Below are 26,706 nucleotides of genomic sequence, written 5' to 3' on the forward strand. Positions count from 1 at the left end.
GCGTTCCGCCGCGGTTGCGTTTGCCCAGCCATGCTTCCCCAAGGCCGTTGTTCGTTTGGCACCGCCCGCTACCGTCGCGGGCGGCCAAGACAACCCAAGGGTTCCGCCCACGACGGTAGCGGGCGGTGCCTTGGTTAACGGTCTCGGTCCTGAGCGAGTAGTCAGTGAGACCACCCGCCACTCTCCTTCTTCTCCTCGACGCGAGTTTCATGATTCCCCTTGGCGCCATTGCTGGAGCCCTCGTCGTGCTCTTGAGGCAGCTTTTCAAAGGCTCGAAGCCCCAACCCCGGCGATCGTCTCCGCCTCCTCCGGTACCGCGTCCGGGGGATCGGCCATACACGCCCGGCGCGCCACCGCCGATCCCTCCGGCCGCTGGAGCCGCTCGGCCGGCCCAACCGTCGCCGCCGCGCTCGGCACCTCCGCGGAGCACAACGCTGAATCTCGACGCCGGCCAGTTCACGCCGGTGAGCGCCGAAGAAGCGAAGAAACAGGCGCGCGGCATCAAGTGGAATTGGGCGAGTGTCAATTATGACCGGCGCGACCAGATTCCCGCGCCCACCCAGCCGCGCACCTTGCTCATCGATCGCGCGATGGTCGCGCAAGGTCTGCTCACGCCCGAGCAACTCGTGGAGATTCATGATGTGGGCGCGAAGATGGCCGAGCTGCGGCCCGATCTCGCCGGTATCGGCAATGTGGCCGACCACGCCGTTGCCGCGGACCAGGAGGAACGTCGCCGGCGCAAGGAACAGAAGATCGCCGAGTCCGCCGAACGCCAACGGAAGCACGCCGAGGCCGTCGCGCAGCGGCGCGCCACCGATATCATTTTCCTCGGCCGTGGCGTCTCCGGCGGCCTCGCGGATCGCCGGGCGAATGTCGAGAAGCTCCAGCAGCTTAACCTGCCGGTGCTGGCCACTTCCGGCGATGTCGCCAAAGTGCTCGACCTCGAAATTTCGCGTCTGCGCTGGCTCGCCTTTCACAGCGAGGCGTGTGCCGTCACGCATTACGTGCGGTTCACCATTCCCAAGAAATCCGGCGGCACCCGCGAGCTCGCCGCGCCGCACCGCGAGATGGCGCGGTGCCAGCTCTGGATCAAGCTCAACATCCTGGATCGCATTCCGCTGCACGAGGCCGCCCATGGATTCGTCGCCCATCGCGGCACGATGAGCAACGCCGTGCCACACGTCCGCCGCGATGTGGTGGTGAATGCCGATCTGAAGAACTTCTTCCCGACGATCACCTTCCCGCGGGTGAAGGGTATCTTTCAAGAACTCGGCTACTCGCCCGCCGTCGCCACCATCCTCGCGCTGCTCTGCACCGAGTGCCCGCGCCAGCGCGTGACTTACGCCGGCCGTGAGTTGCACGTCGCGACTGGCCCTCGCGCCTTGCCGCAGGGCGCCTGCACCAGTCCCGCGCTTTCCAATCTCGCCGCGCGTGGCCTCGACGCCCGCCTCACCGGACTCGCCCGCAAGCTCGGCTGGGATTACACGCGCTACGCCGACGACCTGACCTTTTCCACCAGCGGCGCACCCGCGCAGAAAACCGCCTGGATCCTCGCCCGCCTTCGCCACATCGCGCAGGAAGAAAACTTCACGGTCAACGAAACCAAGACGCGCGTGCAGCGTCCGAGCGCGCAGCAGACGGTCACCGGCATCGTCGTCAACAAACGCCCCAACGTTCCGCGCGAAACCGTGCGCCGCCTGCGGGCCATTCTGCACCGGGCGAAGACCGAAGGGCTCGCCGCGCAAAACCGCGAACAGCACCCGCACTTCGCCGCCTGGGTCGGCGGCATGATCGCCTATATGCAAATGGTGAATCCTGAACGCGGCAAAAAGCTGAAGGCGGAATTCGACGCACTGCCAAAGTAAGGCGCGGCGCGACAGAGCTCCGGGGAGCGCATGCGTCCCGCGTGCTGGCAACGGCGTCCCGCCGTCGCGGACTTCCATCCCGCTCGGCTGCACGAGAACTTTGAATCGTCAGCGAATCAAAGTTCGTTTCGGCGAGACGCCGAAACCAGCACCCGGGACGGGCGCGCTCCCCAGCGATTCGCCGCCACCCTTTCTCCTCGTCTCCACGAGGTTGGCGCGGCACGCTCAGACTCGGAATTCAACCCCGGAATGTCTATGTCTTCTCCAACCCAGCCCGCTTCGTTTCCCGACCCGCTACCCGATGAACTCAAGGCCATGCTTGAACTCAATCGCGACGCGCAAAGTGGCATTTGGGGTCAATACCTGTTCCTAAATATTGTCTTCTGGCTCGTCGCCGGATTCCTGGCGGCTGTGATCTTCCATTCCCACCTTTCGCCGGGATTGGTGAATGCGTTGTTTCCGTGTTTCCTACTGCAAAGCGCGTTAATTGGCCTGCAGGGTGCCGCGGAGCGTCGCGCCCAACGCCGTCTGCAATTGCTGCTCACCGTCATCCGCGGCATGCAGCATCGCAAGGACGCGGCGTCGCTTTCCTGATCACCTCATTTCCCAGCGAATTCGGACATTGTCCCTAACAAATCGGCGCGCTAAAGCTTCGCTCCCTCACACTCTACTCCCCATGCGTTTCCACACCCTCCTGACCCTTGCTCTCCTTTCGTCTGCTGCTTTCGCCGCCCAGCTTCCGGAGATTCCGAAAGAGTCCATCGCCAAGAAAGGCGAGTTGCTCTTCTCCGATGATTTCAATGGCACCACCCACGATGCGAAGTGGCATCGCGTGGTCGACACTTTCACCTTTGAAAACGGCGTCCTCAAGGGCACCCAAACCCGCGATCAGGACGTCCCCGCGCAGGACGGCAAGCCGGCGGTCACCAAGCACGCTGCCGTCTACGGCCTCGAATTGCCCACCAAGGACAGCGTCGTCGAAGTGAAGATCCGTTTTGAAGGCAACACCCTGATGGACGTCGAGTTCGACGACCGCAAATTCACTGGCTCGCACTACGGCCATCTTTGCCGCGCCCAGGTCCTCCTCGACCAGGTGAAAATCCTCGACGAGCGCGACGGCACGCAGAGCAACCAGCTTATCGAGCTCCGCAAAGACCCGGTCAAGAACAAGGAGGAGATCGGCAAGCTCCTCTCGACCCACACCATCAGCTTCCCGCTCGCGCACAAGCTCGAGCAGGGCAAGTGGTACACGCTCGTCGTCGAGACCGTGGGTGAACAAATGCGCGTGACCATCGACGGCACGCCGGTCGCCTACTTCAAGTCGCCGGGCATCGGCCACGAGACCAAGTCCAAGATCGAACTCGGTGTCTCCGGCAAGAGCGGCCTCTTCGACGACATCAAGGTCTGGAACGCTTCGCCGGCCAAGTAAGCTGCCAGCCGACAGCCCGAGGAACCCGCTCGATAAAACAGGGAACAATCCTTCATGGGACAATCGGCAGGTAATCTGCTGATTGTCCCATTTGTTTTCCGCGTTCTCTCAAATGAATTCATCTCGCGAATTCGTTGCCGGTGTCCTATTCGCTCGTGACGGCGCTCCGCAGGAATTTCAATACCGCGGCCCGCGTCGGCAGGGCCGGTTGCGCCCCGAGTTTGGTGGTCGCGAGAGCGGCTGTGACGTTGGCGAAGTGCGCGGCGTTCGGAATCGGTTGTCCTTCAGCGAGTGCCACGGCCAGGGCCGCGGCGAAGGCGTCACCCGCGCCGGTGGCGTCGATGGCTTTCACCCGCAGACGGGGAAGGTAGAAAGTGCGGAGGGGAACAGTGGATGGGGGACGGCGCACGGCCGACGCCGACTCGTGCCAGACGGCGAGGTTGCCTTGCCCCGCAGCGATGACGGTCGCGCGGAGGCCGAATTTGGTGAGCAAATATTCGGCGGCTATTTGGGCGGTGGAACCGTCCGTCACGCGGATGCCGGTGAGGGCCTCGGCTTCGTGTTCGTTGGCGCGCAGGACGGTGACGGTTCGCAAGAGCGCGGTTAGCTGTTTCGCGATATTCGGCGGCGGATTGCGCAAAGCCGGCGCTGGATCGAGGACGATGGGAACGCCGGCGCGATGAGCAAGGCGAGCAGCAGCGAGACTGGCCGTGAGGGGGACTTCGAATTGGAGAATGAGGACATCGGCGCCGGCGATAGCGCGAGCCACGGCAGGGCGCCGCACATCGGCCGCGCTGAGGCGCTGATTGGCGCCGGGAGACACGAGGATTTGTTTCTCGCCGCCGGCGTCGACGCTGATTAGCGCGACGCCGGTGTGACTGCGAGGGTCCCGGACCACGTCCCGCCCGTCGATGCCCTCGGCGGCGAGGCGGCGCAGCAGAGCGCGTCCGCGATCATCGGCGCCCACGCGTCCGACGAAGGTGACCCGTGCACCGAGGCGCGCCGCGGCCACGGCCTGATTCGCGCCCTTGCCTCCGGCTTCGGCGTGGTCGAATTCCTCGCCATTCACGGTTTCACCCGGGAGCGGCAACCGCGGCGCGCGGACGAGGAAGTCGGTGTTCGCCCCGCCGATGACGACGACGCGCGGGGAAGAGGGGGGTGGGCGCTTGGGCATCGGGGAGGTTTAACCGCAAATGAGGGGAATGAACACCCAACATCGAACATCCGATCAGGAGGGCTCGGCGCGCGATCGGCAATCATCGCCGATTCGTTTTGGGATCAAAACGTCGGTCCCCACGGTACGTTAACCTTTTCCCGAAGCGTCCCGCAGCAGACCATTGGATGTTGGGTGTTCGATGTTGGACGTTGGATGTTCTACCTCCCCCTTATTTCCCCTTCAAATCCGCTTCCGCGCGCGCGAGAAGTTCGCGCACTTCTTCATCCGTGGTTTGCGAGAAGTCCTTGTAGAATTCACCGACCGAATGGAAATAACTCGGCTTGCTCGCGCAGATGAATTCATCGACTTCATCTTCGAACTCTTCGCAGATCTCGGGGGCGGCAACGGGCACCGCGACCACGATGCGGGCGACGCCCTGCTGGCGCAGGGCCGCGATGGCGGCACGCATGCTCGCACCCGTGGCCAGACCGTCATCCACGAGGATGGCGGTCTGGCCGCGGAGCGCGAGCGGCGACCGGCCTTCGCGATAATCCGCCTCGCGCCGGGTGAGTTCGCGTGTCTGTTCCAAGGTGCTGGCCGCCAATGCGCGTTCCGGTTCGTTGAGACAGCGCATCACCGATGGGTTCAACACGCGCACGCCACCGGAGGCGATGGCTCCCATGGCGAGTTCTTCATGGCCGGGCACGCCGAGCTTGCGCACGACGAAGACGTCGAGCGGCACACCAATCTGCCGTGCGACCTCGAAAGCCACGGGAACGCCGCCCCGCGCCAGGCCGAGGACGATGACGTCCTCGCGCCCGGTGTAGTTGCGCAAGTGCGACGCGAGGATCCGCCCCGCCTCGCGCCGATCATGAAAGATCAGATCCATGGCTGCATATATCGTTCGTTAATTACTTGTTATCGCGGGCTCGCGAAACGAGTCTTACGGCCAACCCACTGAATCGCGGTGGAGGCGGGCGTTGGGTGTTCGAAATGCGCTCGCACCGGGATACTTTTTCAATGCGACTCAAATACTCCGCCCTGCAAACCGCTGGCCATGCGCCAAATTCCTTTGGCAAAATCACGTAATGCAACTCGTCGATCTTCCCTGGCCCGCGGTGGCCGCTTTGCCAAAGGATACGCCGATCATTTTTCCCCTGGCCGCGCTCGAACAGCATGGGCATCACCTGCCGGTGTTCACCGACAGTCTGTTACTCGGGGAAGTGATTCGGCGCGTGGTGCCGCGGTTTGAAGAGAAGGCGCTGTTTGCGCCGCTCCAGTGGCTGGGAAATTCGGAACATCATCTCGATTTTGCCGGAACGCTTTCGGCCGCGCCACGGGTGTATCTCGATATGCTCAACGGGTTGGCGGAGAATTTTCTCCATCACGGATTCCGCCGTTTCTTCTTCGTGAACGGGCATGGCGGGAACGACGTGCCGGGCCGCCAGGCGATCTTCGAGTTGCGGCAACGCCATCGAGAACTCGACGACGTGTTATTTCTTTTTGCGACTTACTGGAGCCTCGGCTCGCGTCCGTGGGATGCCGATCCGGCGATCGTGCAACGGGAGATGGGCCATGCCTGCGAATGGGAGACGTCGATGATGCTGCGCCTCGCGCCGCACCTCGTGGGCGATTACAAGCAGGCTCCGCCGGTGGCTTTCGGCACGCCCTTCACTCCCGCTTCGCGCGGATGGATCACCCGTGAGCGCTCCGAACCCGGCCACATCGGCCGCCCGCGCTTCTCCACGGCCGACAAGGGCGAAACGCTCTTCCGCGTCTTTTCCGATGACGTGGCCTCGATGATCGAGCGGGTGATTAAATGGGATGGCAAGAGTTGGAACGGGTAAAGTTGTAGGGAGTGTCTCACGCGCCGGGGTGGCCTCCGCTACGGCTTCGCCAACTGTCCCAGCACTTCCAGCAACGCCTGCCGGATTTTCGGCTCGGCGCCGACCTCGAGATAACTCGTGCGTGAGCGCCACGTCTCATAACCGCCGAGCGGGTGTTGCTCGGGCGTGGGCAGATAACCGTACCAGCCATTGGCCAGCGAGATGGTGAACATCGGCTTGATCGGCGAATCCTTTTTCATCGCGAGACCGGAGATGGCGAAGACTTCATTCGGCCAGCCGGCCACCGCGAGATCGCCGATGCGAAACGCCGTGAGCGGCATGGTGATGGTGTCGGGATATTGCGCGAGGAGGATCTGCTCGCGCGCATAGATTTCCGACGCCGTCTTCAGCGCGAGCGGAGGGCGATCGGCGACGATGGCTTTGGCTTTTTCCACGTCCTCCGCGGAGGGCTTGCGCGTGGCGAGCGTGAGTTCGCGTGTGGCTACACGCAGGGGGACGTCGTCATGCCACTGCACGCCGGCGAGGGCGTGCTGCACTTCGGTCGCGACCTCATCGGCGACCTTGTTGATTTGCGCGTACGGTCCTTTTGCCCGGTTGTCCGGGCCGCGGAAGGGGATGTTGTTGATATCGCCGCTGGTGCCGTTGCTCATGATGCCGACGAAAGGCGGATCCTGGCGATCGGCGCCGAGCAGTTGCTGGATGCGATCGGCAAACACACCGTAGTAATCCGCGGAGAGATCGCCCGGGCCGACGCCGCCGACATAATGCAGCGAGTAGTTGGCGAAGAGCGCGAGCGGGCGGCCGTCGGCGTGTTGCACGGCGATGAAGGAAATCTGCGGATCGGTTGGCCCAGCCGGTTCGACGAGATCGGGGTTATTGACGCCCGGGTTCATCTTCACGAGATCATTGCCGCCAAAGGGATTCGGCGCCTTCGCGCCTTCCTTCAGCCGCCAACGCCGGCAATGGACTTCGTCCGGCAGGCTGGCACTGCCCCAGGCGATGCGCGCCGGCGCGAAATTATGCATCGCGCGGCGGACGGCGTCGGCAATGTAGCGCGGCATTTGCGCCCGATACTCCTCGCTTGGCGGAGTGAGATACACGCCGGCCACCGAGCCGCACGAGTGCGAGTGCGTGGACGACATCATCACATTCTCCGGCGGCAGCGCGACCTCCTCGGTGAGGATTTTCTTCGCCGCATCGAAGACCTCGCGCGGGATCAGGCAATTGTCGACGACGACAAAAGCGAGCGTGGTCTTGCCATCGGTCAGCACGAGCGCGCGGGCGTGAAGTTCATCGTGGACATTGGCGGCAGGGATTGGACGGAAGTTGCCGTTGATCACTGTGCCGAGAGGCGGCGTGATGACTTCCGCGGCGGCGCCGGCTTTGAACTCACCAGCAGAAGCCGTGACGGCAGCGGAGACAACAAGGAGGGCGACGAGTCGAGAGAGCATAGGGGGAAACGAGGGTGGTGAATGGGCAATGTAATCGCTAAAGCATCATCCAAAACAAAATGAAACATTAGTGATGAAAAGAGAAGGTCACGTGATGCCGTCGCGCACACCCTGCGCGGCTATCAGTTGCCTCCATCCGGGTTCAGCGAACCCGACGCTCGCAGATTATCGCTGTAGTTCCAACGCCCTGCCACACGAAGCGCGGCTCTCAACTCTCAACTCTCAACTATCAACTTCCCTATTGAGCCGCTTCCTGAAACGCGCGCCGCACCGGACTCGCATCGCTGTTCGGAAAATTCGACCGTTGCACCATCAGCACATAAGCCACCCCCTTGACCGGATCGACCCAAGCCTGCGTGCCCCACGCACCGCCGTGACCAAACGTGCCAGGCGATAGCATCGCCGCCACGCCCTCATGCGGCTTCTTCAAAATGCACACGCCGATACCCCAGCCATAATTCATCCCGTACTGGCCGAAGGTCGAGTTCTGGAAAAACCCGGTCGGCAGATCGCCCGTCTGCGGTGTGGTGAGATACCGCATCGCCTCCGCGCTGAGATAGCGATGCCCCTCTCGTTCGCCACCGCCGAGCAACATCTGGCAAAAGCGCGCGTAGTCCGGCCCGGTCGAGTAGAGCCCGCCATTGCCTTGCGGCGGACGCTTCCGCGTTCCATCGTAATCCGCGCGCGGCGGCACGGCCTCCAGCGCACCAGTCTCTTTGTTCTTCGCATAGGCCGTCGCCAATCGCGCGTGTTGCGCTTCGGTCATATAGAAAGTCGTGTCCTTCATCCCGAGCGGATCGAACAACCGCTGTTGCAGAAATTGATCGAACGTCTGTCCGCTGACCACCTCCACGATGCGCGCCGCCGTATTGATCCCGCTCTGCGTGTATTTCCATTTCTCGCCCGGCTCATATTGCATCGGCGCTGCGAGGAAGAGCGGGATCATCTCCGCCAGCGTGCGCGCCTGCTTCGCCTTCTCCGCATCGGCTTCGCCGAGTCCCGAGGTGTGCGTCATCAGTTGCGCGATGGTGAGATTCGCCGGCTTGCCCGAGGGCGTCTTCAGCGCCGCAAATTCCGGAAGGTATTTCGCCACCGGATCACTGACCTTCAGCTTCCCTTCATCCTGCAACATCAGCACCGCCGTCCCGGTGGTCGGCTTGGTCATCGAAGCGATCCAAAAGAGCGAATCCGTCGCCATCGGCCGATTCGAAGCCACATCCGCCAACCCCGTCGCCTCGAGATGCAACACCCTGTCCTTCGTCACCACTACCGTCACCGCCCCGGCGACCTCCTTCTTCGCCACCATGTCCTCAATGGCCGCACCGATCTTGGGGAGGGTGGGCTCGACTCCGAGGGCGTTTGCGACAAAAAGGGCGGAGGCAAGGACACACAGTCGATTTGAATACATATCCAGTATTGCAGCCTAAACTGCTCTAGTGTTGAAGATCATAAATAATCAGTGAAGAATTCAAAATGCGGACAGCTCTTGAGCAAGGCGATTGATAAATTTGCCACGATATAAATGATAAGAGATATAACTGGCTAAAACTATGAATTCAGAGTTTGAGCAAACTGCGCTGTGGAAAACTACTTTGGCGCAAATTGATGATCCGTTGGAAGGGTATCGAGAAAGGCTTCGAAATGAGTTTCGTAAATTCCGATCTCGCATCGACGTTTTAACCGCGCGGATTCAAGCGCAACTTCCGGGGCTTACTGTTCATGGAATAGCTCATTTAGACGCACTTTGGGAAAGTGCTTCTTTGCTGGCGGGTTCTGGATATCCGTTGAATCCGCTCGAGGGGTTTGTGCTTGGAGGCGCCATTCTTTTCCACGACGCGGCCCTTTGCTTCGAAGCGTACGATGGTGGCGTAGAGGCGGTCCGCTCTTCTGTGACGTGGGCCGATGCTTATGCTTCGGAATGTGCAGATTCTGATGCGCGGTCCGATCAGGAGAAGCGCTCCGCCGCGGATTTTCTGGCTTTGAGAGAATTGCACGCAAGCCAAGCAATGCAACTCGCAGAGATAGCGTGGAGTGATCCTGCGACTTCAGAAAAGCGGTATTTAATTACCGATGATCATCTGCGGATTCATTTGGGGCCACTAATCGGTCGAATCGCGGCGAGCCATCATTGGGATATCGAAGATATTTCCTCCCGTCTGCCAGGGCAATTCAATGCGTCAGGCGAATTGCCATCAGCCTGGCGCGTAGATCCGATTAAGATCGCTTGCCTTCTGAGATGTGCTGACGCGCTAAGTTTTGATAATAATCGTGCGCCCGATTTTCTTCACGCACTGCTCCGGCGACGTGGAATTTCTCTGAAGCATTGGCAAGCTCAGAATTGGATTGGACGGCCCGCTTTAGATATTAGCGATAAATTAGGTGAGACTATCGTAGTCACTTCCACTAGGGGATTCCCGCTGTCCGAAGCTGAGTCCTGGTGGATCGCCTACGATGCGGCGTGTCTCGCCGAAAAGGAAATCAGATCGTCGAATACTCTATTAATCGAACGAGGCGTCTCAAGTTCGCCGCCGTTTGCCGTGAAATCCGTTCGTGGAGCCGGTTCCCCTGAAACGATGGCGAGCTTAATTCAGACGGTTGGGTGGTCCCCCTGCTCGGCAGAAATACACGTTGGCAACATCGAAAAACTAGTTAAGACGCTCGGGGGTGAGCAGCTTTATGGAAGTGAGGATAAACTAGGCGTGGTTCTTCGAGAGTTGTTTCAAAATTCGAGGGATGCGATCTCGGCGAGGCGATTTATTCAGCGCGACTTTGTTGGTTCTATTCGTCTTCGCATCCATAGAGACGGCGACGGGTTAGTGTTGATCATTGAAGACGATGGCGTTGGAATGTCCAAAAGAGTTCTTACAGGACCGTTATTGGATTTTGGTACAAGCTTTTGGGTATCCTCTCTTGTCCGTAGCGAGTTCCCGGGCCTTCGTGCGTCCGGTTTTCAATCAATTGGTCGTTTTGGGATAGGCTTCTATTCATCGTTTATGATCGCGGATGCGGTTTCGGTAATAAGCCGTCGATGGGATGCATCTCTCGAATCGACATGCGAACTCCGCTTTTCCCGTGGGCTGTCGCTTCGTCCGTTGCTGATCGAGGGGAAGAGACCTGATTTCAGCACCTCTACCCGCGTGATTCTTTCGCTCAAGATCGGAGCCTTAAAAGACGAGAATGAGGTTTTGATCAGACGGAACACCATGGGCGCGAAAAATATTTCCTGCAAGATAACCGAATACGTTGCGGCATTGGTCGCGGGTCTGGACGTTGACGTCTGGTGCGTAGAGCCAAACGGCGTTTCTACTATGGTTCACGCCGCTCAACCTTTGTCCGAACAAGCCTATGAAAAGTGGCTTCGAGCGATCTCCTTTGCCCGCGTTCAAAGTGATCCTTCTTTGGATAGTTACATCAAAGAAAATGCTCACCGGTTACGACCAATTGTTGAAAATGGGAAACTCCTCGGAATGGCAGCGATATCAACTAGGTCCTTCGGGCAAGACTTTCTTGGTGTGGGAACGGTCGGAGGGTTGGCTGGTAACATGCATGGGCGTTCGGGTGAGCGATTTATCGGTTATATCGATCACTTTTGTCGAACTGCCGCACGTGGAACAGAGGCCATCGCGGCGTCGGACTTTGTGATGTCCGCGTGGGCGCGCGAGCAAGTATTGCTCCTCCAGCAGATGAAACTAAAACCCGAAGAACACTTCTTTGCTGCCTGCAGTTTATCGCATTTTAAAATCGACCCCCGTCCCATCGCTCGGTTACTAGTAAGCTATAACGGTGGGTTTCATTTTCAAACATTCGATGAGGTGTTGAGTTCTTTAAATCGGGCCGATTTTGCATTGCTTAAATCCAACCAAATCGACCACGTGGAGCTTCATCACAACATCCAGGGGTTGGTCGGGATGGCGCTCATTTTGCCGCTTCGAAATTCAGGTTTGTCGTCGCTAAAGTTTAGCGCGCCCGGCATACCCGAGGCCAACTTCAGCATCATCGATTGCATTTATCGAACAGCGAATGAGCGTGGTGTGAAGCTGACGTGGCGCAGTGTTGATAATGTGGCGCAAGGTCCGTTTGGTCCAATTGGCGCGGTTGTTGTAAGCTTGAAAGAAAGAGAGTAAATAGTTACTCTACTCAAATTGCCTCCGAAAGGTGCGAAACTCTTCGCGGAGTTGTTCGAGTTCGGTGCGGAGGGTGGCGACTTCGGTGGTGAGGGCTTCCAGTTTGGAGGGAGTGGCGGGCTCGGAGGAAATGGCAGAGGGCTGATACGAAATCGTTGAGGCCAGGTCTTGCTCAGGGACTTCGGCGGAGAGGAGTTGGACGTAGCGGGCTTCCTTTTGGCCGGGGCGGGCGGGTTGTTTGAGGACGAGCGGGGAATCGCCGCGGGCAAGTTCGTCGAGGCAGATTTCGACCTCGGCGGTACTTTCGAAAGGCGAGAGGCGCTCGGTGCGGCCGCGGAGTTCGCCGGGAGTCTGCGGTCCGCGCAAGAGGAGCACACAGAGGAGGGCGACTTCGCGGAGGTTGAGCTCATAGTGCTCGAGCAGGCGGTGTTTATATTTCTGCACGCGCGAGCCGGCGCCGAAGATGACGCTGGCCAGTTTCTTTTCGCGCAAGGCGTTCACGCCGTTCTCGACGGTTTTTTCATCGAGCGACATCACCGGCTCGCGATTGGTGCTCTGGTTGCAGGCAGCGGTGAGGCCGTTGATTGAGAGTGGGTAGTTTTCCGGCGTGGTGCGTTCCTTTTCGATAAGGCAGCCGAGGACACGGGATTCGACGGGAGTGAGAGCGAAGGTGGACATGCTTGCGAGGGACTAGGAGAGAACATCCAACATCCAACGCCGAACATCCAACATCCAATGAGAGATCATCAGCACCCCCTCACTTCTGTCTGCGGTTGTCCCCACGGCACCGCGGACTTCTCACCAAGCTTCGAATCTGCGGCCTCTGCGTTTAAAAACTCTTTGGCGGCGGTTCTGCCACGGTCGGCGGTGCCGATGGCCCGGCGAATGTGATTGCCGCAACGCGCGGGCGTCTGGAAACTCCTAAGCTTCTTCCCTCTCCCGGAATTTCCCATTCGTTCCCTCTATGAAAACACCCATGACTCGTCGTTCGTTTCTCACTCGCACTTCCACCGCGGCGTTGGGGCTCGGGTTGAGTGCGCGGGTCATGTCACGCGCGCAGGGGGCGAATGAAAAGGTGGTGATGGGCATCATCGGTGCGGGCGGGATGGGGCGCAGCAATATGTCGGGACTGCTGAAGGTGCCAGGCGTGGAATTCGCGGCGGTCTGCGACGTCGACAAGGCGCAGCAGGACAAGGCGCTGGAGATTTTGAAAAAAGCCGGGCAGCCGGACCCGAAGGTGTATGGCGACTTCCGTGAGGTGCTTGATCGCAAGGATATCGACGCCGTGCTGATCGCCACGCCGGATCACTGGCACGCCATTCCCTTCATCGCGGCGTGTGAGGCGGGGAAGGACATTTATTGCGAGAAGCCGATTTCGCACGACATCATGGAAGCGAAGTCCATGCTCGGCGCAGCGCAGCATTTCAAACGCGTGATCCAGATCGGCACCTGGCAGCGCAGCGTGAAGCATTTCCAGACGGCGATCGATTTCGTGCGCTCGGGGGAGATGGGCACGATCGCCGTGTGCCGGGCGTGGTTTGTCAGTGCGTTCGGCGGCTGGCCGAAACCCATGGAGCCGAAGCCGGACGGTCCCGCGCCCGAAGGGTTCAACTACGATATGTGGCTCGGCCCGGCGCCAAAGCGGCCCTACAATCCCAACCGTTCGCACTGGAACTGGCGCTGGTTTTACGACTACGGCGGCGGCCTCGTTACTGACTGGGGCGTGCACATGATGGATATCGTCTTCCTCGGCATGCAGCAGAGCGATCCGCTGAGCGTGGCCTGCGATGGCGGCATCTACGCGCTCAAAGACGATCGCGATACCCCGGACACGATGCAGGCCATCTACCGCTTCCCGAATTTCCTCATGAACTGGGAAACGCGTTTCACCAATGGGCGCGGGCTCGACGGCGGCCGCACCCATGGCGCGGAATTCATCGGCACGAAGGGCACGCTGGTCGTGGATCGCACGGATTACCAGTGGTTCCCGGAAAACAAGGATAACCCCGGCCCGAAAGCATTTGAGAAATCACCGCCGCACGATCACTGGCAGAACTTCATCGATTGCGTGAAGACGCGCGAAAAGCCGCGGAGCGACATCTATTCCATGGCCAAGACCACGATGTGCTGCCACCTCGCGAACATCGCCTACCAGAGCGGCAAGACCGTGGAATGGAACGCGAAGAAGCTCGACCTGGCCAATCCGCAAGTGGCGCACGGCTGCAAGAGCTACTCGCGCCCCTACCGCGCGCCGTGGAAGCTGAAGCAGTATCCCGTGACGCTGGCGTAGTCCTGTCGCGAGAAACCCGACAGTCCCACGGCGAAGCATTTGACAAAGCCTCGCTCGCACCGTTGCATAGCAAGCTTCAAAAACCCACCAATGAAACGCCTTCTCACTCTCACCGCACTCGCGGCTGTCGCGCTGCTCACCGGTTGCGCCAATGGCCCTATCGCCCGCACGACGTACAACGTCGTTGCGTATAAGCCGCACAACCCGAATGACGTTCGCATCAAGGTCTCGCTTTCGAATCGTGCCGTCTACGTGATGGAGGGGAATACGCCGCTGCTCGTAACCGCCTGCGCCATCGGCAAGCCCGACCATCCGACACCCACGGGTAACTTCCGTATCTCCGGCAAGATCCCGAACAAGCGCTCGGGTGAATATGGCTTCTCGGTCAACGGAGACAACATCCAGCCGGCGAAAGCCGAGGAAGCGCATGGCCATTACGTCGGTTTCCCGATGGCTTGGTGGAGTGAATTCGCGCCCGGCTACGGCTTTCATGAAGGTGCCGTGTGGCCCACGCCGCGCACCCATGGCTGCATCCGCTTGCACCACAATGTGGCGCCGAAATTCTATGTGCTCGCGAAGCCCGGCACCCCGGTGAATATCGCTCAGAGCCAGCCCGAAGATCAGACCATCGGCAAGAATATGAAACGCCCGCTGGATTACGCGGATCCGGACCCGCTTCCGGGCCTCCTCATCTCCGACCGCATCTTCAGCAAGCCGACGGAACCGCTCCTCGTCGACCGTCCGTAACGAGCCCTTTTCTTAATCTTAATCCTGATCGTAATCTTAATCCGGCACGAACAGCGGCGATTAAGGCGAAGATCAAGATGACGATTAAGAGCTTCCTGCCATGGATCAATCCGACTCCTCCAAGCCCGCCCGCGTCAATCTCCGCACTCCGGACGTCATGGCGGCGGTGCAGGCCCAAGTCGAGTCGCACTACCGCAGCGAGATCGTGGAGAAGCTGCGGGCCGGTGGTGGCACGTTGAGCTGTGATGGTGTAACCGTGCGCCTGGCGAAGCAATTTGGCTTCTGCTACGGCGTCGAGCGCGCCATCGATCTCGCTTATGCGGCGGCGAAGGTTTTTCAAGATCGCCGGCTCTTCATCCTCGGGGAAATCATCCACAACCCCGAGGTGAACGAGCAAATCGTCGCGCTGGGCATCAAGAACCTGCTCGGCAAGGACAAGGAGGCGGAGGTGCAGGACTTGCGCGGCGATGACGTCGTCATCGTGCCGGCCTTCGGCACTGATGTGGGCACCCTGGCGCGGATCAAGGAACTCGGCTGCCAGATCGTCGACACCACTTGTGGCGACGTGATGAGCGTGTGGAAGCGCGTGCGGCAAAATGCCAGCGACGATGTGACGTCCATCATCCATGGCAAAGCCTCACACGAAGAAACCAAGGCGACCGCATCGCGTGCGGTGGTGAGTGGAAAGGGACACTATCTCGTCGTCCTCACGCTCGCGGATACCGATTACGTCTGCAATTATATCCGCCACGGCGGAGACAAGGCGGCGTTCCTGGAGAAGTTCCGCGGGGCGTTCAGCGAGGGCTTCGATCCCGACCGGCACCTGCGTCGTGTGGGTGTGGCCAACCAGACCACGATGATGCGCGGCGAGACCGAGGAAGTGCAGCGCCGCATCGAGGCCGCCGTCCGCGACCGCGACGGGGCCGAGCCGGCGAAACAGAATTTCCGTTTCTTCGACACCATCTGCGGCGCCACTCAGGAGCGGCAGGATGCGCTCAAGGAAATGCTCGATTCGCGGATGGACCTACTGCTCGTCATCGGCGGCTACAATAGCTCGAACACCTCGCACCTCGCCGAGATGGGCGAGGCCAAGCTGCCGACCTATTTCATCCGCAATGCCGGCCGCCTGGAATCGCGCCAGCGCATCGTCCATTTCGACCAGCACGCCAAGCAGGAGATCGCCACGGAAAACTGGCTCCCTGAGCGTCCCGTGACCATTGGTCTCACCGCCGGCGCCAGTTGCCCGAACAACCTCATCGAGGAAACGATCCTGCGCATCTACGAGTTGCACGGCATCAGCGCGCAGCAATTGCTCGGCGCGACCGTGGCGCGGAATTAATCACCACCTATCGCCCAATCCGCCGGAAGAACGTCTCCAGTCGCTTCGCGCCGGCGGTGAATGAGATCTTGTCCTTCGCCACTTCCTCCGCGCGTTGCATTACGTCTTCGACATCGTGTGGATGTTCCAGCAAACGCGCGGCGATGTCGAAAAGCTGCTCGGTATCGCGTCCGTGTCCGCAGAGATCCGGGAACACCAATCGCTCCGTGGCGCCATTCCCGCCCACACAGGGCACGCGCGCCAGTAGCGCATCGCCTGCGACCTGGCCGGGCACGCCGCTCGCATCCAGTTGCCAGACGAGTTTGTGTTTGCCTATCAGTCGCACATAGCGCGCATACGGCAGCCGGCCGTCGATCACTTTCAGCAAATGCTCGTCGTATCCCAGGCGCCCCAGCATCCCGCGTCCGCGCCAGCCGTTTTCATTGATCACCGTCACCGTCTCGTACATCGACGCGGCGAGTTGCTTCAGTGAGAGTAACGCCGCGAGATGATTCCGCGACGGCGTGCGAAAATCCCGTGTGCCGACAAAAATCCCACGGCGTTCCTCGATCGGCGTGGCGAAATTCCAGCGCGGGTCCTCGAGCGGATACGGCGTCGGGATGAACTCCACATGCCGCACCCCGGCCGCCGTAAAAAACGGCACCAGATCCGGCGTCGTCGCGATCGCCCCATCCGCGCGCTGGCAGATCTCCTGGAAAAGCTTGAGCGTCGCCGGCTTGGCCAATTGCTCGGCGACTTGCATCGTGCCCGCTTCCTTCCACGCGATCGCCACGGTCTTGCCTGTGCCGCGCAACTCGACCATCGCCTGACGGCACGCCTTCAAGTTATCTCGCAATAGCACCAGCACCTCCTTTTGGTCCGCCGGAATCTCCTGGTCCTTGCGAAAAAACGCGCCGCTCGTGCATGCCGCAAAAGCATGGCCGCTCACCGGCGGATGCGCCTTCTCATTCGGAGCGCCCGCGCCATCGGCGAAGTTCTGCGACGGGTCTTTTCCCCGGGGGTTGAGGACAGCGAGTTTCATTGGAAGGGCATTCCTAGCAGGCGCGACCCGCGCTCGGCAATGCTCCGCTCCGTGCCATCTCATGCCGCCGATTAATCCTATCCGTCCTATCGCTCCCTTGATGGCCACCGGGTTAAATTCGATAAATTTCTCCCACAGGTCAGCGCTGCCAAACGATTAACCCCGTTGGCAGACCTGCATTCCGAATTGCCAATCGCTGTGGTCGCCGCCACCCTTCCCACCACCTTGCGCCCCACCCGACTCGCCGCCCTCCTCGTTCTCACCGTGCTGCTCGCCATCGGCCGCGCCGCGGAGAGTATCCCGCCCCTCAAGTTCGAACAGCGCGCCCTGCCGAATGGGCTGCAATTCATCTGGCTCGAAGATCACAGCGCCCCGACCACCGCCATCCAGATGTGGTATCGCGTGGGCTCGAAGGACGACCCGGCCGGACGCAGCGGCTTCGCGCATCTCTTCGAGCACATGATGTTCAAGAGCACGAAGCGCATGCCCTCGGAATTTCTCGATCGTCTTACCGAAGACGTCGGCGGCGAGAACAACGCCTACACCGCGGACGACGTCACCGTTTTCCACGAGACCGTGCCCTCGAACAATCTCGAGCGCCTGCTCTGGGCCGAGGCCGAGCGCCTCAGCGCGCTCACCGTGGACGTGCGCAACTTCACCCTCGAACGTGAAGTAGTGAAAGAGGAGTACCGCCAGCGCGTGCTCGCCGAGCCGTATGGCGAGTTCGGCGAATTCATCCAGAAAAAATCCTTCACCGAGCATCCCTACAAGCGCCCGACCATCGGCAACATCGAGGAGCTCGACGCCTCGAACCTCGAGGAAGTGCGCGCCTTTCATACTACCTTCTACCGGCCCGACAATGCCGTGCTCGTCGTGGTCGGCGACTTCGAGCCCGAGCAGTTGCAGAAATGGGTCGACGAATACTTCGGCAAGATTCCGAAGCCCGACGCACCGATCCCGCGTGTCACGACCAAGGAACCGCCGCGCGACAATCCGAAACCGATCATCGCCTACGACGCGCGCGTCCCGCTGCCCGCGCTCGCCGTCACCTATCTCGGCCCGTCCGTCACTTCGGCGGATGCGCCGGCGTTGCGCGTGGCCGAGCAAGTCCTCAGCGGAGGCGAATCCTCGCGGCTGTATCGCAAGCTCGTCTATGAAACGCAGCTCGCGCAAAGCGCCGAATACTCCGCCGACCTGCGCGCGGATCTCGGCCTGCTCACTTACGAAGTCATTCTCGCCAGCGGCGTCCCGATCGACAAAGCCAGGGCCGCGCTTTTCGAGGAAATTACCAAGATCGCCGCGAAACCGATCAGCGACGAGGAGCTCACCATCGCGCGCAATCAGCTCCTGCTTTCCAAGCTCGTCGATCGCGAAACCTTCGAAGGCAAGGCCAGCGCCCTCGGCGAAGCGGCGGCAATTTACGGCGACCCGAATCGGGTGAATACCGATCTCGGCGATTTGCAGGCCGTGACCCCGGCACAGGTGCAAGCCGTGTCGCAAAAGTATTTCACCCCGGCCAACCAGCTCGTGATCGAATACCTCCCTGAAGCGATGAAGACCAAAGAGACGAAAGGCAAAGCGAAGAAATGAAGCCGTTCATCGATTGGCCACGAAAAGACACAGAAGGCGCAAAAGCAGCGAGGCCTTCGCATCATTCCCTTTTGTGCTTCCTGCGCCTTTTTGTGGCTACCTCTTTTGTGGCCGTGCTGCCCGTTCACGCAGTCGAAGTCGCCGGGCTCCCGAAAGCTGGTGAGCCGCATCACGCGAAAATCATTGCCGCGCAGGAAAAGACGCTGGGCAATGGCCTCCGTGTCATCGTCATCGAGCGCCCCGGTCTGCCGCTGCTCAGCGCGCAATTGCTGATCAAGACCGGCGCGGAATCCGACCCGGCGAAGCTTGCCGGTCTCGCCCATTTCACCGCCACTCTGCTCAAGCGCGGGACCACCACGCGCAGCGCGCAAAAGATCGCCGAGGAGACCGAAGCGCTCGGAGCGAAGATCGAAACGGAAGGCACCTGGGATGCCACCGGAGTGAAGCTCACCGCGCTTTCCAGCAACGCCGAGCCCGCCCTCGCCATCGTGGCCGATCTCGTCCGCAACCCCGCTTTGGCCAAGGAAGAAATCGATCGCCAGCGCCGGGAGACTCTCGATGACCTGCTCCTCGCGCTCGAGGAACCGGGCAACGTGGCCAAGTACTCCGCCAGCCGCGCCACGCTCGGCCTCGCGCCTTACGGCCATCCCGAAAATGGCACGCCGGCCGACCTCGCCCGCATCACCCGCAAGGACGTCGTCGCCCTGCACGACCGCGCCTATCATCCGGGCAATTCCATCCTCGTGATCGCCGGCAACATCACTGCCGGGAATGCCTTCGCCATGGCCGAAAAAATCTTCGGCGATTGGAACGGCGCCGCCAAGCCCGCCGAAAAGCCCGTGCCCGCGCCCGTGCCCCATGCGCGCGCCATTCTCGTGGACATGCCCAATGCCGGCCAGGCTGCCGTCTACGTCGCCGCCCCCAGCATCGCGCGCGAAGCGGCTGACTGGTATGCCGGCAAGGTCGCCAATGCCTTGCTCGGCGGCGGCTATTCGTCGCGGCTCAACCAGGAAGTGCGCGTCAAACGCGGCCTCAGCTACGGCGCGGGCAGCGGCCTCTCCACCTGGCGCAACGGCGGCCTCTTCATCGCCGGTGCGCAGACCAAAAACGAATCCGCCGCCGAAGTCGTCAAAGTCGTCCAGGCCGAGATCGAGCGCCTCAGCAAGGAACCAGCGCCGGTCGATTATCTCAAGACGCGTCAGAACGTCCTCACCGGCGCGTTCTCCCGCGACCTGGAGACCAATGAAGGGTACGTCAAGCGCGTCGGCGAACTCGCCCTCTACGGCCTGCCCCTCGATTCCCTCGAGAGTTACGTCGACCACGTCGACCAGATCACCCCCGCCGACCTGCAAGCCTTCGCTGAGAAACATTTCACCGCCGATGTATGCAACGTCGTCGTCGCCGGGCAGGGCAAAGTCGTCGAAAAACCGCTGCGCGCCCTCTTTCCCAAGCTCGAAGTCGTCCCCCTCTCCAAACTCGACCTCGACGCGCCGACCCTGCGCGCCACCGGTAAAAAGTAGTTCCCCGCCGATATCCACTTGCACAAAGCGGCTTTTACCGCACTATTGCCGCCCCGCAGCCAAAGGATGGGTGGCAGAGTGGTCGAATGCGCACGCCTGGAAAGCGTGTTTACCGCAAGGTAACGGGGGTTCGAATCCCCCCCCATCCGCCATCTGCCAGGGGGCCTCGCCGCGGAGCCCAAGCACCCTGGCAGATGGCGGATGGGGGGGGATGAGAACTTGCAGTTCGACTGCCCCTGCGCGAAGCGCAAGATTTCCAAACCGCCGGAGGCGCACACCGCAGAGCGGACGGGGTCGTGGCCGCAATCCCCCCCCATCCGCGATCTGCCAGGATGCTTGGGCTCCGCGGCGAGGCCCCCTGGCAGATGGCGGACCCGCCGGGGGATGAGAACTTGCAGTTCGACTGCCGAGGCGGCGGTCGAGAGGCTCACGGTGGCCGGTGACTTCGGGCGAGCCGCCGCGCGAAGCGCCTTTTTCCAAACCGCCGGAGGCACCGGAGGCGGAGCGGACGGGATCGCGACCCCTTGGGGGATGCCCGTTTGCGTGCGCCTGCTGCTATCGAAACACCAGGCCAAGAAAGAAGAGGAAGAACGACGGAAAGCTGTGGCGAAAAAGGGCGCCCGACTACGCGAGTGAAAGGCTCAGCCCTTCATACACGCGTTGCCCGACGGCATGACTCAAGATGACGCAGAAGTGAAATCCGCAACGATTCCATAAGCGCCGGGTTCGTGAATCTTCGCCTCCCAGCCGTGCTCGTTTGCAAATGCTTTTACAGCTTTTTCCTGCCGAGGCGGGGGCATATCCCAGCAGCGTTGGAGCACATCGAAGAACACGCGGCAACTGTCTCTAGTGTGTAGAGTCCTGCCAATAAACGCGGCGAGTTCGTCTGAGTCGTGAATCATGGGATTTCGATTCTTGGGCTCCACTGTGACGATGGATTCCGAATAAAGATCGCCCTCATCAAGCACCAGAAAGGGGAGTTCAATCGCGCCTTCGCTCTTCGCGAAACTCAGCGCCTCCCTGAATTTGTCGAATTCCCGTCGCCAATCGTCCAACTCTCGAATGAGAGCAAATTTCAGATGATCTGCGTGGAAGAGTAATTGGAATTGAGCGTTCATGCGGCGGGCGCGCCTATTGTAGGAGACAAGCGACGGTTTGGAAAGAAAATGCCCCGCCTTCGCTACGCGCTCGTGGTAACACCTGAGACGACCGGAATTGCCTCTCTCGATTGACGTGTAGTATCGGCAGATTTCTCGTCGCCAAAGTCATGAGCACGGAGACGAGCCGCGTCTTCGGCGAGATGGTCACTTACAACGATGCCGCCGGCCTGGACAAGGCGGTCGGCGAACTCGCGCCCAAGATCGAAGCCATTTTCACCGCACAAAACGCCGCCCTCGTAGCCAAGGCCGAAGAGCCCGGCGCACAAATCGCCCGCCTCAAGCAATTGGTCCAGGGCCGCAAGCTCCCGACCTCTCGGTCAATGTGACCGAACAGCACCTCAGCCATCCGGTCATCGATCCGGCCGTGGAGGCGGAACTGAAGCTGAGCCTGCAACAACTCGGCTTCGAGGTCATCGATCCGAAGCTGACCAACAAGGTCGCCGACGTAGCGATCAGCGGCGAGGCCTTCAGCGAATTCGCCGGCCGCCGGGCCAACCTCGTCTCCTGCCGTTCCCGGCTGGAACTCAAAGCCGCCCGCGCCACCGACGGCAAACTCCCGCTCACCGACCGCCAAACCGACGTGGCCGTCGACCTGGCAGAAAACGTCGCTGGAAAATCCGCCTTGGAAAACGCTGCCCGCAAACTCCTTGACCGCCTCATCCCCAAGATCACGCAGCTGTAGGACGTCCTGTCTCTGCGGGGCGGGCTCGGGGGAGGGGAAGCCTTCTCTGATTTCACGGCTGGCCGATATGCGGTTTGTGAGTGTGTGTCGCTGATCATTCACTCGCTCATCGGCCCGTTTCGGATTTAAGGTGAACGCGGATGACCACGCAACGCGATGCCCTGATCCGCCTGCTGGCGGAAGATGATGATCCCCACACGGTGGCGCTCATCAAAGGCCAGCTCATTGGACGCGGTCACGAAGCCCTCCCCGAACTGCGTCAATGGATCGTAGAAGCGCCCGCCGAAGCCGTCAGGCACCTTCGCGATGTAATCGCCAAGATCGAGGCTGCGGAAGCCGATGGGATATTCGAGGACTTCTGTGCGCACTGCGGCCAGGACGGCGACTTGGAAGAGGCCGCCTGGAAGCTCGCGGCCACCTTCCTCGCTGGCGAAGACTTTGCCGGCCAGCGCCGGGCGCTCGATGAGTGGGGAGGGGAAGTCGCGCGCCGATTGAAGAAAGCCGAGAGCCCAGTCGATGAAATCGAAACACTGGTCGAGTTTCTTGCGCACGACGTAGGGCTGCGCGGCAACGAGGCGGACTACTACAACATCAACAATTCGCTTTTACCGGAAATCGTGGATACGCGCCTCGGCATCCCCATTACCCTTTCGCTGGTCTATATCCTTGTCGGGCGGCGTGCCGGGATTTCAATTTCCGGCGCAGGCTTGCCGGGTCACTTTTTGATTCGCCACGGCCAACAGTTCTTCGACCCCTTCAACGGTGGACGGCGCGTTGGTCTGGACGAGTGCCGCGAGCGCTTGGCGAGCCTGAACCTGGCACTCACGCCGGGACACCTGGAGCCCATTAAGCCGCCGCAGTTCCTCACGCGAATGCTGGCCAACATTCATTCCATCGCTGTGGACCGCGACCCCGCCCTTGCTGTGAAAGTGTTGCGTTGGATTGATCTGCTTAAACCAGCGGTGATTTGAATCTTCGACCTTCAACGTGCAATTCGCGTCCGAAGCTCGCTCAAGCGCCACCCCTTATCTCCTCCGCGAGCTGGGCACGTTGGAAAGTACCCCGAAGGGGAGGGCGTGGGCAGCAAACCCGCATTGCTGGTTCGGATGGCCTACTTCGCTTTCGCCTCGCCCACTGCCAGGTCAGGTCGCGGCGGCGGCTCGGTGCGGTTGGGTCTTCGGCAACCGATCCAATCCATAGCGCACGATCTTGTATTGGAGCGCGCGTCGACTGATGCCCAGTCGTTCGGCAGCTTCCGCTCGATTGGAGGTGACTTTCAGCAGTGTCTGCCTGATTAACTCGGCTTCAACTTGGGCCAGCGACATACCGGGCTGAATGGTGAAGGCTTGATCCGGCCGCGATGACTGCACGAGCGCTGCCGGAAGATCTTCCGTTTCGATTACATTGCGTGGCACGGTGACGACCAAGCGCTCGATGATGTTGCGTAATTGCCGCACATTGCCCGGCCAGCGAAGTGTCTGAAAGAAAGCGACCACTTCGCGGCTGAATCTCTTCTGGCGGCGGCGATGCTTCGCACAGAAGTGCTCCGAGAATGATTGCACAAGGTGTGGAATATCCTCGGCGCGCTCGCGAAGGGGTGGAATGTGAATCGTGACGATGTTCAATCGATAGAACAGATCTTCGCGGAATTTCCCGTTAATACCCTCAGCTTCGAGATTCTTGTTGGACGCAGCGACGATGCGGGCGTCCGCGCGTTCGATCTTGTGACTGCCCACAGGACGGAAGATGCCATCTTCCAGGACGCGGAGTAAATCGCCCTGTCCTTTCGAGGAAAGATCTCCAATTTCATCGAGGAAGAGTGTTCCGCCGTGGGCAAGCTGAAACCGTCCCGGGCGGTCACTGATAGCGCCCGTAAACGCGCCGCGCGTATGACCGAAAAGTTCCGCTTCAATCAAGTTGTCCGGCAAAGCAGCGCAATTGACGGCGATAAATGGCCGGGCGTTCCTGCGGCTCTTTTCGTGGATGGCCCGAGCGACAATTTCTTTTCCCGTGCCGCTCTCTCCTTCGATTAGGACCGTGACATCCGTGGGGCTGATTTGCTGAATGAGGCGGTTGATCTCCTGCATCGCTGCGCTCTTCCCGGCAAAAATATCCGGCTCCGAACGCCGGCGCAGCCGGAGCTTGAGTCGTTGATCCTCCGCGACAAGCGCCTGGTGCTCCAGGGCCTTTCTGACCGATTCGATCAATTGATCCGCCTTGATCGGCTTCGAGAGATAGTCGAACGCCCCCTTGCGAATCGCATCCACGGCGGTGCCGATCGTCCCTTTCTCGCTCACGAAAATGAATTGAGTATCTGGCGTAATGCCGTGGATTTTGTTCATCAACGCGATGGCGTCGATCCGCTGCTCGTCGAAGGATTTTACGACGAGGTTAAAGAGCTTTTCTTCTGCAAGAATGAGCGCCGCCGGTTCATTCGAGGCAATTGAAACTTGATACCCAACCGGTTGTAGCGAGGCGGAAATTGCGCGGGCGGCCGCAGGATCACGATCCAGTACGAGAATGTGAATTTTGGCAGGATCCATTCAGGCCGACGCTATTGCACCCTGTTCGGATCACAAGTGCAATTTTTGCACCGAGACGAATCTCACGACAAGCATTTCCGCCTCTTGGGTACGCCGTGACATGGTATATCCGGCCATACGCCAACATGTTATGTATTTCGATCGCGGGCGCGGCACGAATAATGATCAAGGGTTCGAACTGTGAGTACCCTTGATGGCCCTGATGAAATTGAGACCCTTTTCTCCGTAGAAGACGAACTATTCGATTTGGTTTATCCGCCTTGGATTCGGGAGTTGTCGGCGCGCCATTGGACGCCGGTAGTGATCGCCCGAAAGGCGGCCGAATTCCTGGTGGCTGAGCCGGGAACTCGCGTACTCGATATCGGCTGCGGGCCGGGAAAATTCTGTATGGTCGGCGCGCTTGCAACCGCGGGGCATTTCACGGGAGTTGAGCAGCGAAAGCACTTGGCGAGTTTGGCGCTCGACACCATCAAGCAGGAGCAAATTCCAAACGCCGAGATTATCCACACCAACGTCACCGCGATCGATTTCTCCGCTTACGGCGCATACTATTTGTTTAATCCGTTCGAGGAGAATCTGTTCAAAATGGGAAGGATCGATTCGTCGCTGGAGTTGTCCATGGAAATGTACAATCAATACACTCGGCATGTGGCTGGGGAATTAGCGCGCGTGCCATTGGGAACTCGCGTGGCGACTTACTGCGGACTCTGCGATGAAATACCCGCTGGCTACAAGTGCGAGGAATCTCATTTTGACGACGCACTCAAATTCTGGCGAAAAACCAAAGAATGAGTGGCTCACGGCTCGCGCGCGTGAGAATCTTCATCTACTCCGACATTGAGGGGGGCGTCCGGCTCCACGTCGAGGGAGAGAAAACGACCAGAGAATGCGGGGATATGCTAGAAGCAATCGACGCAGCGCGAGAAGTGGCGAAGGGCAAGGACGCGGTGCTTGTAGTCTACGATGCGTTTGGGAAGGTGATCTTCACGCAACCGCTCTGAAATATTCCACGAGCCAATTTTAGATCACGACTCTTCTGACCGCATGGTCCGTGTATTCGCCCGCGTGAGACGGTCTTTCTTTGCTGTTTCTCTCAGAGACTGTGAAATAAAGCAGCAGCGAGATTATTTGGCCCGCGAATCACACAGATGACGCCAACGAAAAATACGCCCATTTGTGTCATTCGCGTAATTCGCGGGCACTTTTCACAGTCTCTCAGCCTCGGAGACGCTTTCGCCAGTTCGCACAAGGACTTCCTTCTCAGCGTACCCATCTTGTGCACGCCTGCGCCACACGCTTTACGAGATGGGCTGCACGTATCTTGATCTGGAGCGCAATATTTGCGCTTTCTCCCATTCTTTTGCAATCGCTCCCCGGTGTTGGAAACATTGTAATTGCCACAGCGGCAACATTTTAAACCTTTGGAAGGATTCCGTGGCACGGCGGATGCAAACAGCGGAAGCGCAATGAATCAAGCGCACAATATCATGCCCCGGCTTCGGCAACTCACCCAACTTGAGAGGGCGCGACGCCAATTCAAAGAACGCAGCAATGAAGGCAAATCGCTCGCCGCTGAGATTGAAGCCCTGCGTGACCTGCTGCCGACTTCCATTCTCGCTCATCACGACTCTTTCACCGCTCGCGGCAAACTGAGTATCGCACCTGTCAATCGAGGCATTTGTGGTGCTTGTCATCTGGCGCTGCCTCGGGGGCGCGTGGCTGAACTTCTCCGCATCCCGGACGATTTTAGCGTCTGCGACAATTGCGGCGTATTCATTTATCCGGCGGAAGAGCGGTCGCCGGAGACCGCTGCACCACCGGCCAGGACGGGGGCTGGAAGCAAAAAGACCAAATCCCCGAAACGCGTTGAGCGGCATTCGTCGAGCGGTGCTCATGAATCCCTTCGTTCACGCTGATGAACCGGAAACGAATCGCTATTAAC

The 26,706-nt window shown here is 60.1% G+C and carries 23 protein-coding genes and 1 tRNA gene; 15 read left to right on the plus strand and 9 right to left on the minus strand.

What is annotated here, in order from left to right:
• The first annotated feature begins 464 nt into the window (after window positions 1–464).
• From CFE428DRAFT_RS18030 to CFE428DRAFT_RS18040, 3 genes are all read left to right on the plus strand, one after another.
• A complete protein-coding gene (locus CFE428DRAFT_RS18030) occupies window positions 465–1,865 on the plus strand; it encodes a reverse transcriptase family protein (RefSeq protein ID WP_202797460.1) in 1,401 nt (466 codons plus the stop codon).
• Window positions 1,866–2,120: 255 nt separating this feature from the next.
• A complete protein-coding gene (locus tag CFE428DRAFT_RS18035) occupies window positions 2,121–2,459 on the plus strand; it encodes a hypothetical protein (RefSeq protein WP_006981059.1) in 339 nt (112 codons plus the stop codon).
• An 82-nt stretch (window positions 2,460–2,541) separates the two neighbouring features.
• A complete protein-coding gene (locus tag CFE428DRAFT_RS18040) occupies window positions 2,542–3,294 on the plus strand; it encodes a hypothetical protein (protein ID WP_006981060.1) in 753 nt (250 codons plus the stop codon).
• A 145-nt stretch (window positions 3,295–3,439) separates the two neighbouring features.
• Here CFE428DRAFT_RS18040 and CFE428DRAFT_RS18045 read toward each other — a convergent pair whose 3' ends face one another.
• Window positions 3,440–4,468, minus strand: a complete 1,029-nt coding sequence (locus tag CFE428DRAFT_RS18045) for a ribokinase (protein ID WP_006981061.1) — start codon at window positions 4,466–4,468, stop codon at window positions 3,440–3,442.
• A 211-nt stretch (window positions 4,469–4,679) separates the two neighbouring features.
• Window positions 4,680–5,339, minus strand: coding sequence for a phosphoribosyltransferase (locus tag CFE428DRAFT_RS18050; RefSeq protein ID WP_006981062.1), 660 nt, complete (start codon window positions 5,337–5,339; stop codon window positions 4,680–4,682).
• A gap of 199 nt (window positions 5,340–5,538) precedes the next feature.
• On the opposite strand from CFE428DRAFT_RS18050, the gene CFE428DRAFT_RS18055 reads away from it, so the two are divergent.
• On the plus strand, window positions 5,539–6,297 hold the full coding sequence (locus CFE428DRAFT_RS18055) for a creatininase family protein (protein ID WP_006981063.1): 759 nt from the start codon (window positions 5,539–5,541) through the stop codon (window positions 6,295–6,297).
• A 38-nt stretch (window positions 6,298–6,335) separates the two neighbouring features.
• Here CFE428DRAFT_RS18055 and CFE428DRAFT_RS18060 read toward each other — a convergent pair whose 3' ends face one another.
• On the minus strand, window positions 6,336–7,748 hold the full coding sequence (locus CFE428DRAFT_RS18060; RefSeq protein ID WP_006981064.1) for a neutral/alkaline non-lysosomal ceramidase N-terminal domain-containing protein: 1,413 nt from the start codon (window positions 7,746–7,748) through the stop codon (window positions 6,336–6,338).
• A 238-nt stretch (window positions 7,749–7,986) separates the two neighbouring features.
• Window positions 7,987–9,156 (minus strand): serine hydrolase domain-containing protein, encoded by a 1,170-nt coding sequence (locus tag CFE428DRAFT_RS18065; RefSeq protein ID WP_006981065.1) that lies wholly within the window; start codon window positions 9,154–9,156, stop codon window positions 7,987–7,989.
• A 142-nt stretch (window positions 9,157–9,298) separates the two neighbouring features.
• Between CFE428DRAFT_RS18065 and CFE428DRAFT_RS35090 the strand changes: the two genes are divergently transcribed.
• Complete coding sequence (locus CFE428DRAFT_RS35090; RefSeq protein ID WP_006981066.1) at window positions 9,299–11,872, plus strand: HD domain-containing protein; 2,574 nt, start codon at window positions 9,299–9,301, stop codon at window positions 11,870–11,872.
• 9 nt (window positions 11,873–11,881) lie between these two features.
• On the opposite strand, the gene CFE428DRAFT_RS18075 is transcribed toward CFE428DRAFT_RS35090, so the two are convergent.
• Window positions 11,882–12,550, minus strand: coding sequence for a YceH family protein (locus tag CFE428DRAFT_RS18075; RefSeq protein WP_006981067.1), 669 nt, complete (start codon window positions 12,548–12,550; stop codon window positions 11,882–11,884).
• Between the two features lie 298 nt (window positions 12,551–12,848).
• Here CFE428DRAFT_RS18075 and CFE428DRAFT_RS18080 point away from each other — a divergent pair, with 298 nt between their 5' ends.
• The 3 genes from CFE428DRAFT_RS18080 to CFE428DRAFT_RS18090 all read left to right on the plus strand — a co-directional run bounded on the left by CFE428DRAFT_RS18080 (window position 12,849) and on the right by CFE428DRAFT_RS18090 (window position 16,248).
• The gene (locus tag CFE428DRAFT_RS18080) at window positions 12,849–14,162 is read left to right on the plus strand and encodes a Gfo/Idh/MocA family protein (RefSeq protein ID WP_049975680.1); all 1,314 of its coding nucleotides are present in this window, start codon (window positions 12,849–12,851) and stop codon (window positions 14,160–14,162) included.
• Between the two features lie 90 nt (window positions 14,163–14,252).
• A complete protein-coding gene (locus CFE428DRAFT_RS18085; RefSeq protein ID WP_006981069.1) occupies window positions 14,253–14,909 on the plus strand; it encodes a L,D-transpeptidase in 657 nt (218 codons plus the stop codon).
• 100 nt (window positions 14,910–15,009) lie between these two features.
• Window positions 15,010–16,248 carry a 4-hydroxy-3-methylbut-2-enyl diphosphate reductase gene (locus tag CFE428DRAFT_RS18090; protein WP_006981070.1) on the plus strand — a complete coding sequence of 413 codons (1,239 nt, stop codon included), beginning with the start codon at window positions 15,010–15,012 and terminating at the stop codon, window positions 16,246–16,248.
• Window positions 16,249–16,255: 7 nt separating this feature from the next.
• Here the strand turns inward: CFE428DRAFT_RS18090 and CFE428DRAFT_RS18095 are convergent, their stop codons facing one another.
• Complete coding sequence (locus CFE428DRAFT_RS18095; RefSeq protein WP_006981071.1) at window positions 16,256–17,269, minus strand: glycosyltransferase; 1,014 nt, start codon at window positions 17,267–17,269, stop codon at window positions 16,256–16,258.
• A gap of 165 nt (window positions 17,270–17,434) precedes the next feature.
• Here CFE428DRAFT_RS18095 and CFE428DRAFT_RS18100 point away from each other — a divergent pair, with 165 nt between their 5' ends.
• The 3 genes from CFE428DRAFT_RS18100 to CFE428DRAFT_RS18110 all read left to right on the plus strand — a co-directional run bounded on the left by CFE428DRAFT_RS18100 (window position 17,435) and on the right by CFE428DRAFT_RS18110 (window position 20,531).
• The gene (locus tag CFE428DRAFT_RS18100; protein ID WP_202797461.1) at window positions 17,435–18,859 is read left to right on the plus strand and encodes a M16 family metallopeptidase; all 1,425 of its coding nucleotides are present in this window, start codon (window positions 17,435–17,437) and stop codon (window positions 18,857–18,859) included.
• A 92-nt stretch (window positions 18,860–18,951) separates the two neighbouring features.
• Window positions 18,952–20,379, plus strand: a complete 1,428-nt coding sequence (locus CFE428DRAFT_RS18105; protein ID WP_162145282.1) for a M16 family metallopeptidase — start codon at window positions 18,952–18,954, stop codon at window positions 20,377–20,379.
• A 64-nt stretch (window positions 20,380–20,443) separates the two neighbouring features.
• Window positions 20,444–20,531 (plus strand) — tRNA-Ser (locus tag CFE428DRAFT_RS18110).
• 525 nt (window positions 20,532–21,056) lie between these two features.
• On the opposite strand, the gene CFE428DRAFT_RS18120 is transcribed toward CFE428DRAFT_RS18110, so the two are convergent.
• Complete coding sequence (locus CFE428DRAFT_RS18120) at window positions 21,057–21,497, minus strand: hypothetical protein (protein ID WP_006981074.1); 441 nt, start codon at window positions 21,495–21,497, stop codon at window positions 21,057–21,059.
• Window positions 21,498–21,646: 149 nt separating this feature from the next.
• Here CFE428DRAFT_RS18120 and CFE428DRAFT_RS18125 point away from each other — a divergent pair, with 149 nt between their 5' ends.
• The 3 genes from CFE428DRAFT_RS18125 (at window position 21,647) to CFE428DRAFT_RS33945 (ending at window position 23,192) form a co-directional block, all read left to right on the plus strand.
• Entirely contained in the window at window positions 21,647–21,865 is a 219-nt protein-coding gene (locus CFE428DRAFT_RS18125) for a hypothetical protein (RefSeq protein WP_006981075.1), read from the plus strand.
• A complete protein-coding gene (locus CFE428DRAFT_RS18130) occupies window positions 21,862–22,221 on the plus strand; it encodes a hypothetical protein (RefSeq protein ID WP_006981076.1) in 360 nt (119 codons plus the stop codon). The genes CFE428DRAFT_RS18125 and CFE428DRAFT_RS18130 overlap by 4 nt, the downstream gene beginning before the upstream one ends.
• A gap of 140 nt (window positions 22,222–22,361) precedes the next feature.
• Window positions 22,362–23,192, plus strand: a complete 831-nt coding sequence (locus tag CFE428DRAFT_RS33945) for a transglutaminase family protein (protein WP_006981077.1) — start codon at window positions 22,362–22,364, stop codon at window positions 23,190–23,192.
• 171 nt (window positions 23,193–23,363) lie between these two features.
• Here CFE428DRAFT_RS33945 and CFE428DRAFT_RS18140 read toward each other — a convergent pair whose 3' ends face one another.
• On the minus strand, window positions 23,364–24,764 hold the full coding sequence (locus CFE428DRAFT_RS18140) for a sigma-54-dependent transcriptional regulator (protein WP_006981078.1): 1,401 nt from the start codon (window positions 24,762–24,764) through the stop codon (window positions 23,364–23,366).
• A 180-nt stretch (window positions 24,765–24,944) separates the two neighbouring features.
• Between CFE428DRAFT_RS18140 and CFE428DRAFT_RS18145 the strand changes: the two genes are divergently transcribed.
• Window positions 24,945–25,556 carry a class I SAM-dependent methyltransferase gene (locus tag CFE428DRAFT_RS18145; RefSeq protein WP_083805227.1) on the plus strand — a complete coding sequence of 204 codons (612 nt, stop codon included), beginning with the start codon at window positions 24,945–24,947 and terminating at the stop codon, window positions 25,554–25,556.
• A gap of 506 nt (window positions 25,557–26,062) precedes the next feature.
• On the opposite strand, the gene CFE428DRAFT_RS18155 is transcribed toward CFE428DRAFT_RS18145, so the two are convergent.
• Entirely contained in the window at window positions 26,063–26,659 is a 597-nt protein-coding gene (locus CFE428DRAFT_RS18155) for a hypothetical protein (RefSeq protein WP_006981081.1), read from the minus strand.
• Window positions 26,660–26,706 lie beyond the last annotated feature (47 nt).

Origin of the sequence: Chthoniobacter flavus Ellin428 (assembly GCF_000173075.1) — a bacterium.
In the GTDB taxonomy this organism is placed as follows: Bacteria; Verrucomicrobiota; Verrucomicrobiia; order Chthoniobacterales; family Chthoniobacteraceae; genus Chthoniobacter; species Chthoniobacter flavus.

Coding starts and splice junctions, on each gene's coding strand:
- CFE428DRAFT_RS18035 (WP_006981059.1), top strand. CDS start 2,121: ATGTCTTCTCCAACCCAGCCCGCTTCGTTTCCCGACCCGCTACCCGAT.
- CFE428DRAFT_RS18040 (WP_006981060.1), top strand. CDS start 2,542: ATGCGTTTCCACACCCTCCTGACCCTTGCTCTCCTTTCGTCTGCTGCT.
- CFE428DRAFT_RS18045 (WP_006981061.1), bottom strand. CDS start 4,468: ATGCCCAAGCGCCCACCCCCCTCTTCCCCGCGCGTCGTCGTCATCGGC.
- CFE428DRAFT_RS18050 (WP_006981062.1), bottom strand. CDS start 5,339: ATGGATCTGATCTTTCATGATCGGCGCGAGGCGGGGCGGATCCTCGCG.
- CFE428DRAFT_RS18055 (WP_006981063.1), top strand. CDS start 5,539: ATGCAACTCGTCGATCTTCCCTGGCCCGCGGTGGCCGCTTTGCCAAAG.
- CFE428DRAFT_RS18060 (WP_006981064.1), bottom strand. CDS start 7,748: ATGCTCTCTCGACTCGTCGCCCTCCTTGTTGTCTCCGCTGCCGTCACG.
- CFE428DRAFT_RS18065 (WP_006981065.1), bottom strand. CDS start 9,156: ATGTATTCAAATCGACTGTGTGTCCTTGCCTCCGCCCTTTTTGTCGCA.
- CFE428DRAFT_RS35090 (WP_006981066.1), top strand. CDS start 9,299: ATGAATTCAGAGTTTGAGCAAACTGCGCTGTGGAAAACTACTTTGGCG.
- CFE428DRAFT_RS18075 (WP_006981067.1), bottom strand. CDS start 12,550: ATGTCCACCTTCGCTCTCACTCCCGTCGAATCCCGTGTCCTCGGCTGC.
- CFE428DRAFT_RS18080 (WP_049975680.1), top strand. CDS start 12,849: ATGACTCGTCGTTCGTTTCTCACTCGCACTTCCACCGCGGCGTTGGGG.
- CFE428DRAFT_RS18085 (WP_006981069.1), top strand. CDS start 14,253: ATGAAACGCCTTCTCACTCTCACCGCACTCGCGGCTGTCGCGCTGCTC.
- CFE428DRAFT_RS18090 (WP_006981070.1), top strand. CDS start 15,010: ATGGATCAATCCGACTCCTCCAAGCCCGCCCGCGTCAATCTCCGCACT.
- CFE428DRAFT_RS18095 (WP_006981071.1), bottom strand. CDS start 17,269: ATGAAACTCGCTGTCCTCAACCCCCGGGGAAAAGACCCGTCGCAGAAC.
- CFE428DRAFT_RS18120 (WP_006981074.1), bottom strand. CDS start 21,497: ATGAACGCTCAATTCCAATTACTCTTCCACGCAGATCATCTGAAATTT.
- CFE428DRAFT_RS18125 (WP_006981075.1), top strand. CDS start 21,647: ATGAGCACGGAGACGAGCCGCGTCTTCGGCGAGATGGTCACTTACAAC.
- CFE428DRAFT_RS33945 (WP_006981077.1), top strand. CDS start 22,362: ATGACCACGCAACGCGATGCCCTGATCCGCCTGCTGGCGGAAGATGAT.
- CFE428DRAFT_RS18140 (WP_006981078.1), bottom strand. CDS start 24,764: ATGGATCCTGCCAAAATTCACATTCTCGTACTGGATCGTGATCCTGCG.
- CFE428DRAFT_RS18155 (WP_006981081.1), bottom strand. CDS start 26,659: ATGAGCACCGCTCGACGAATGCCGCTCAACGCGTTTCGGGGATTTGGT.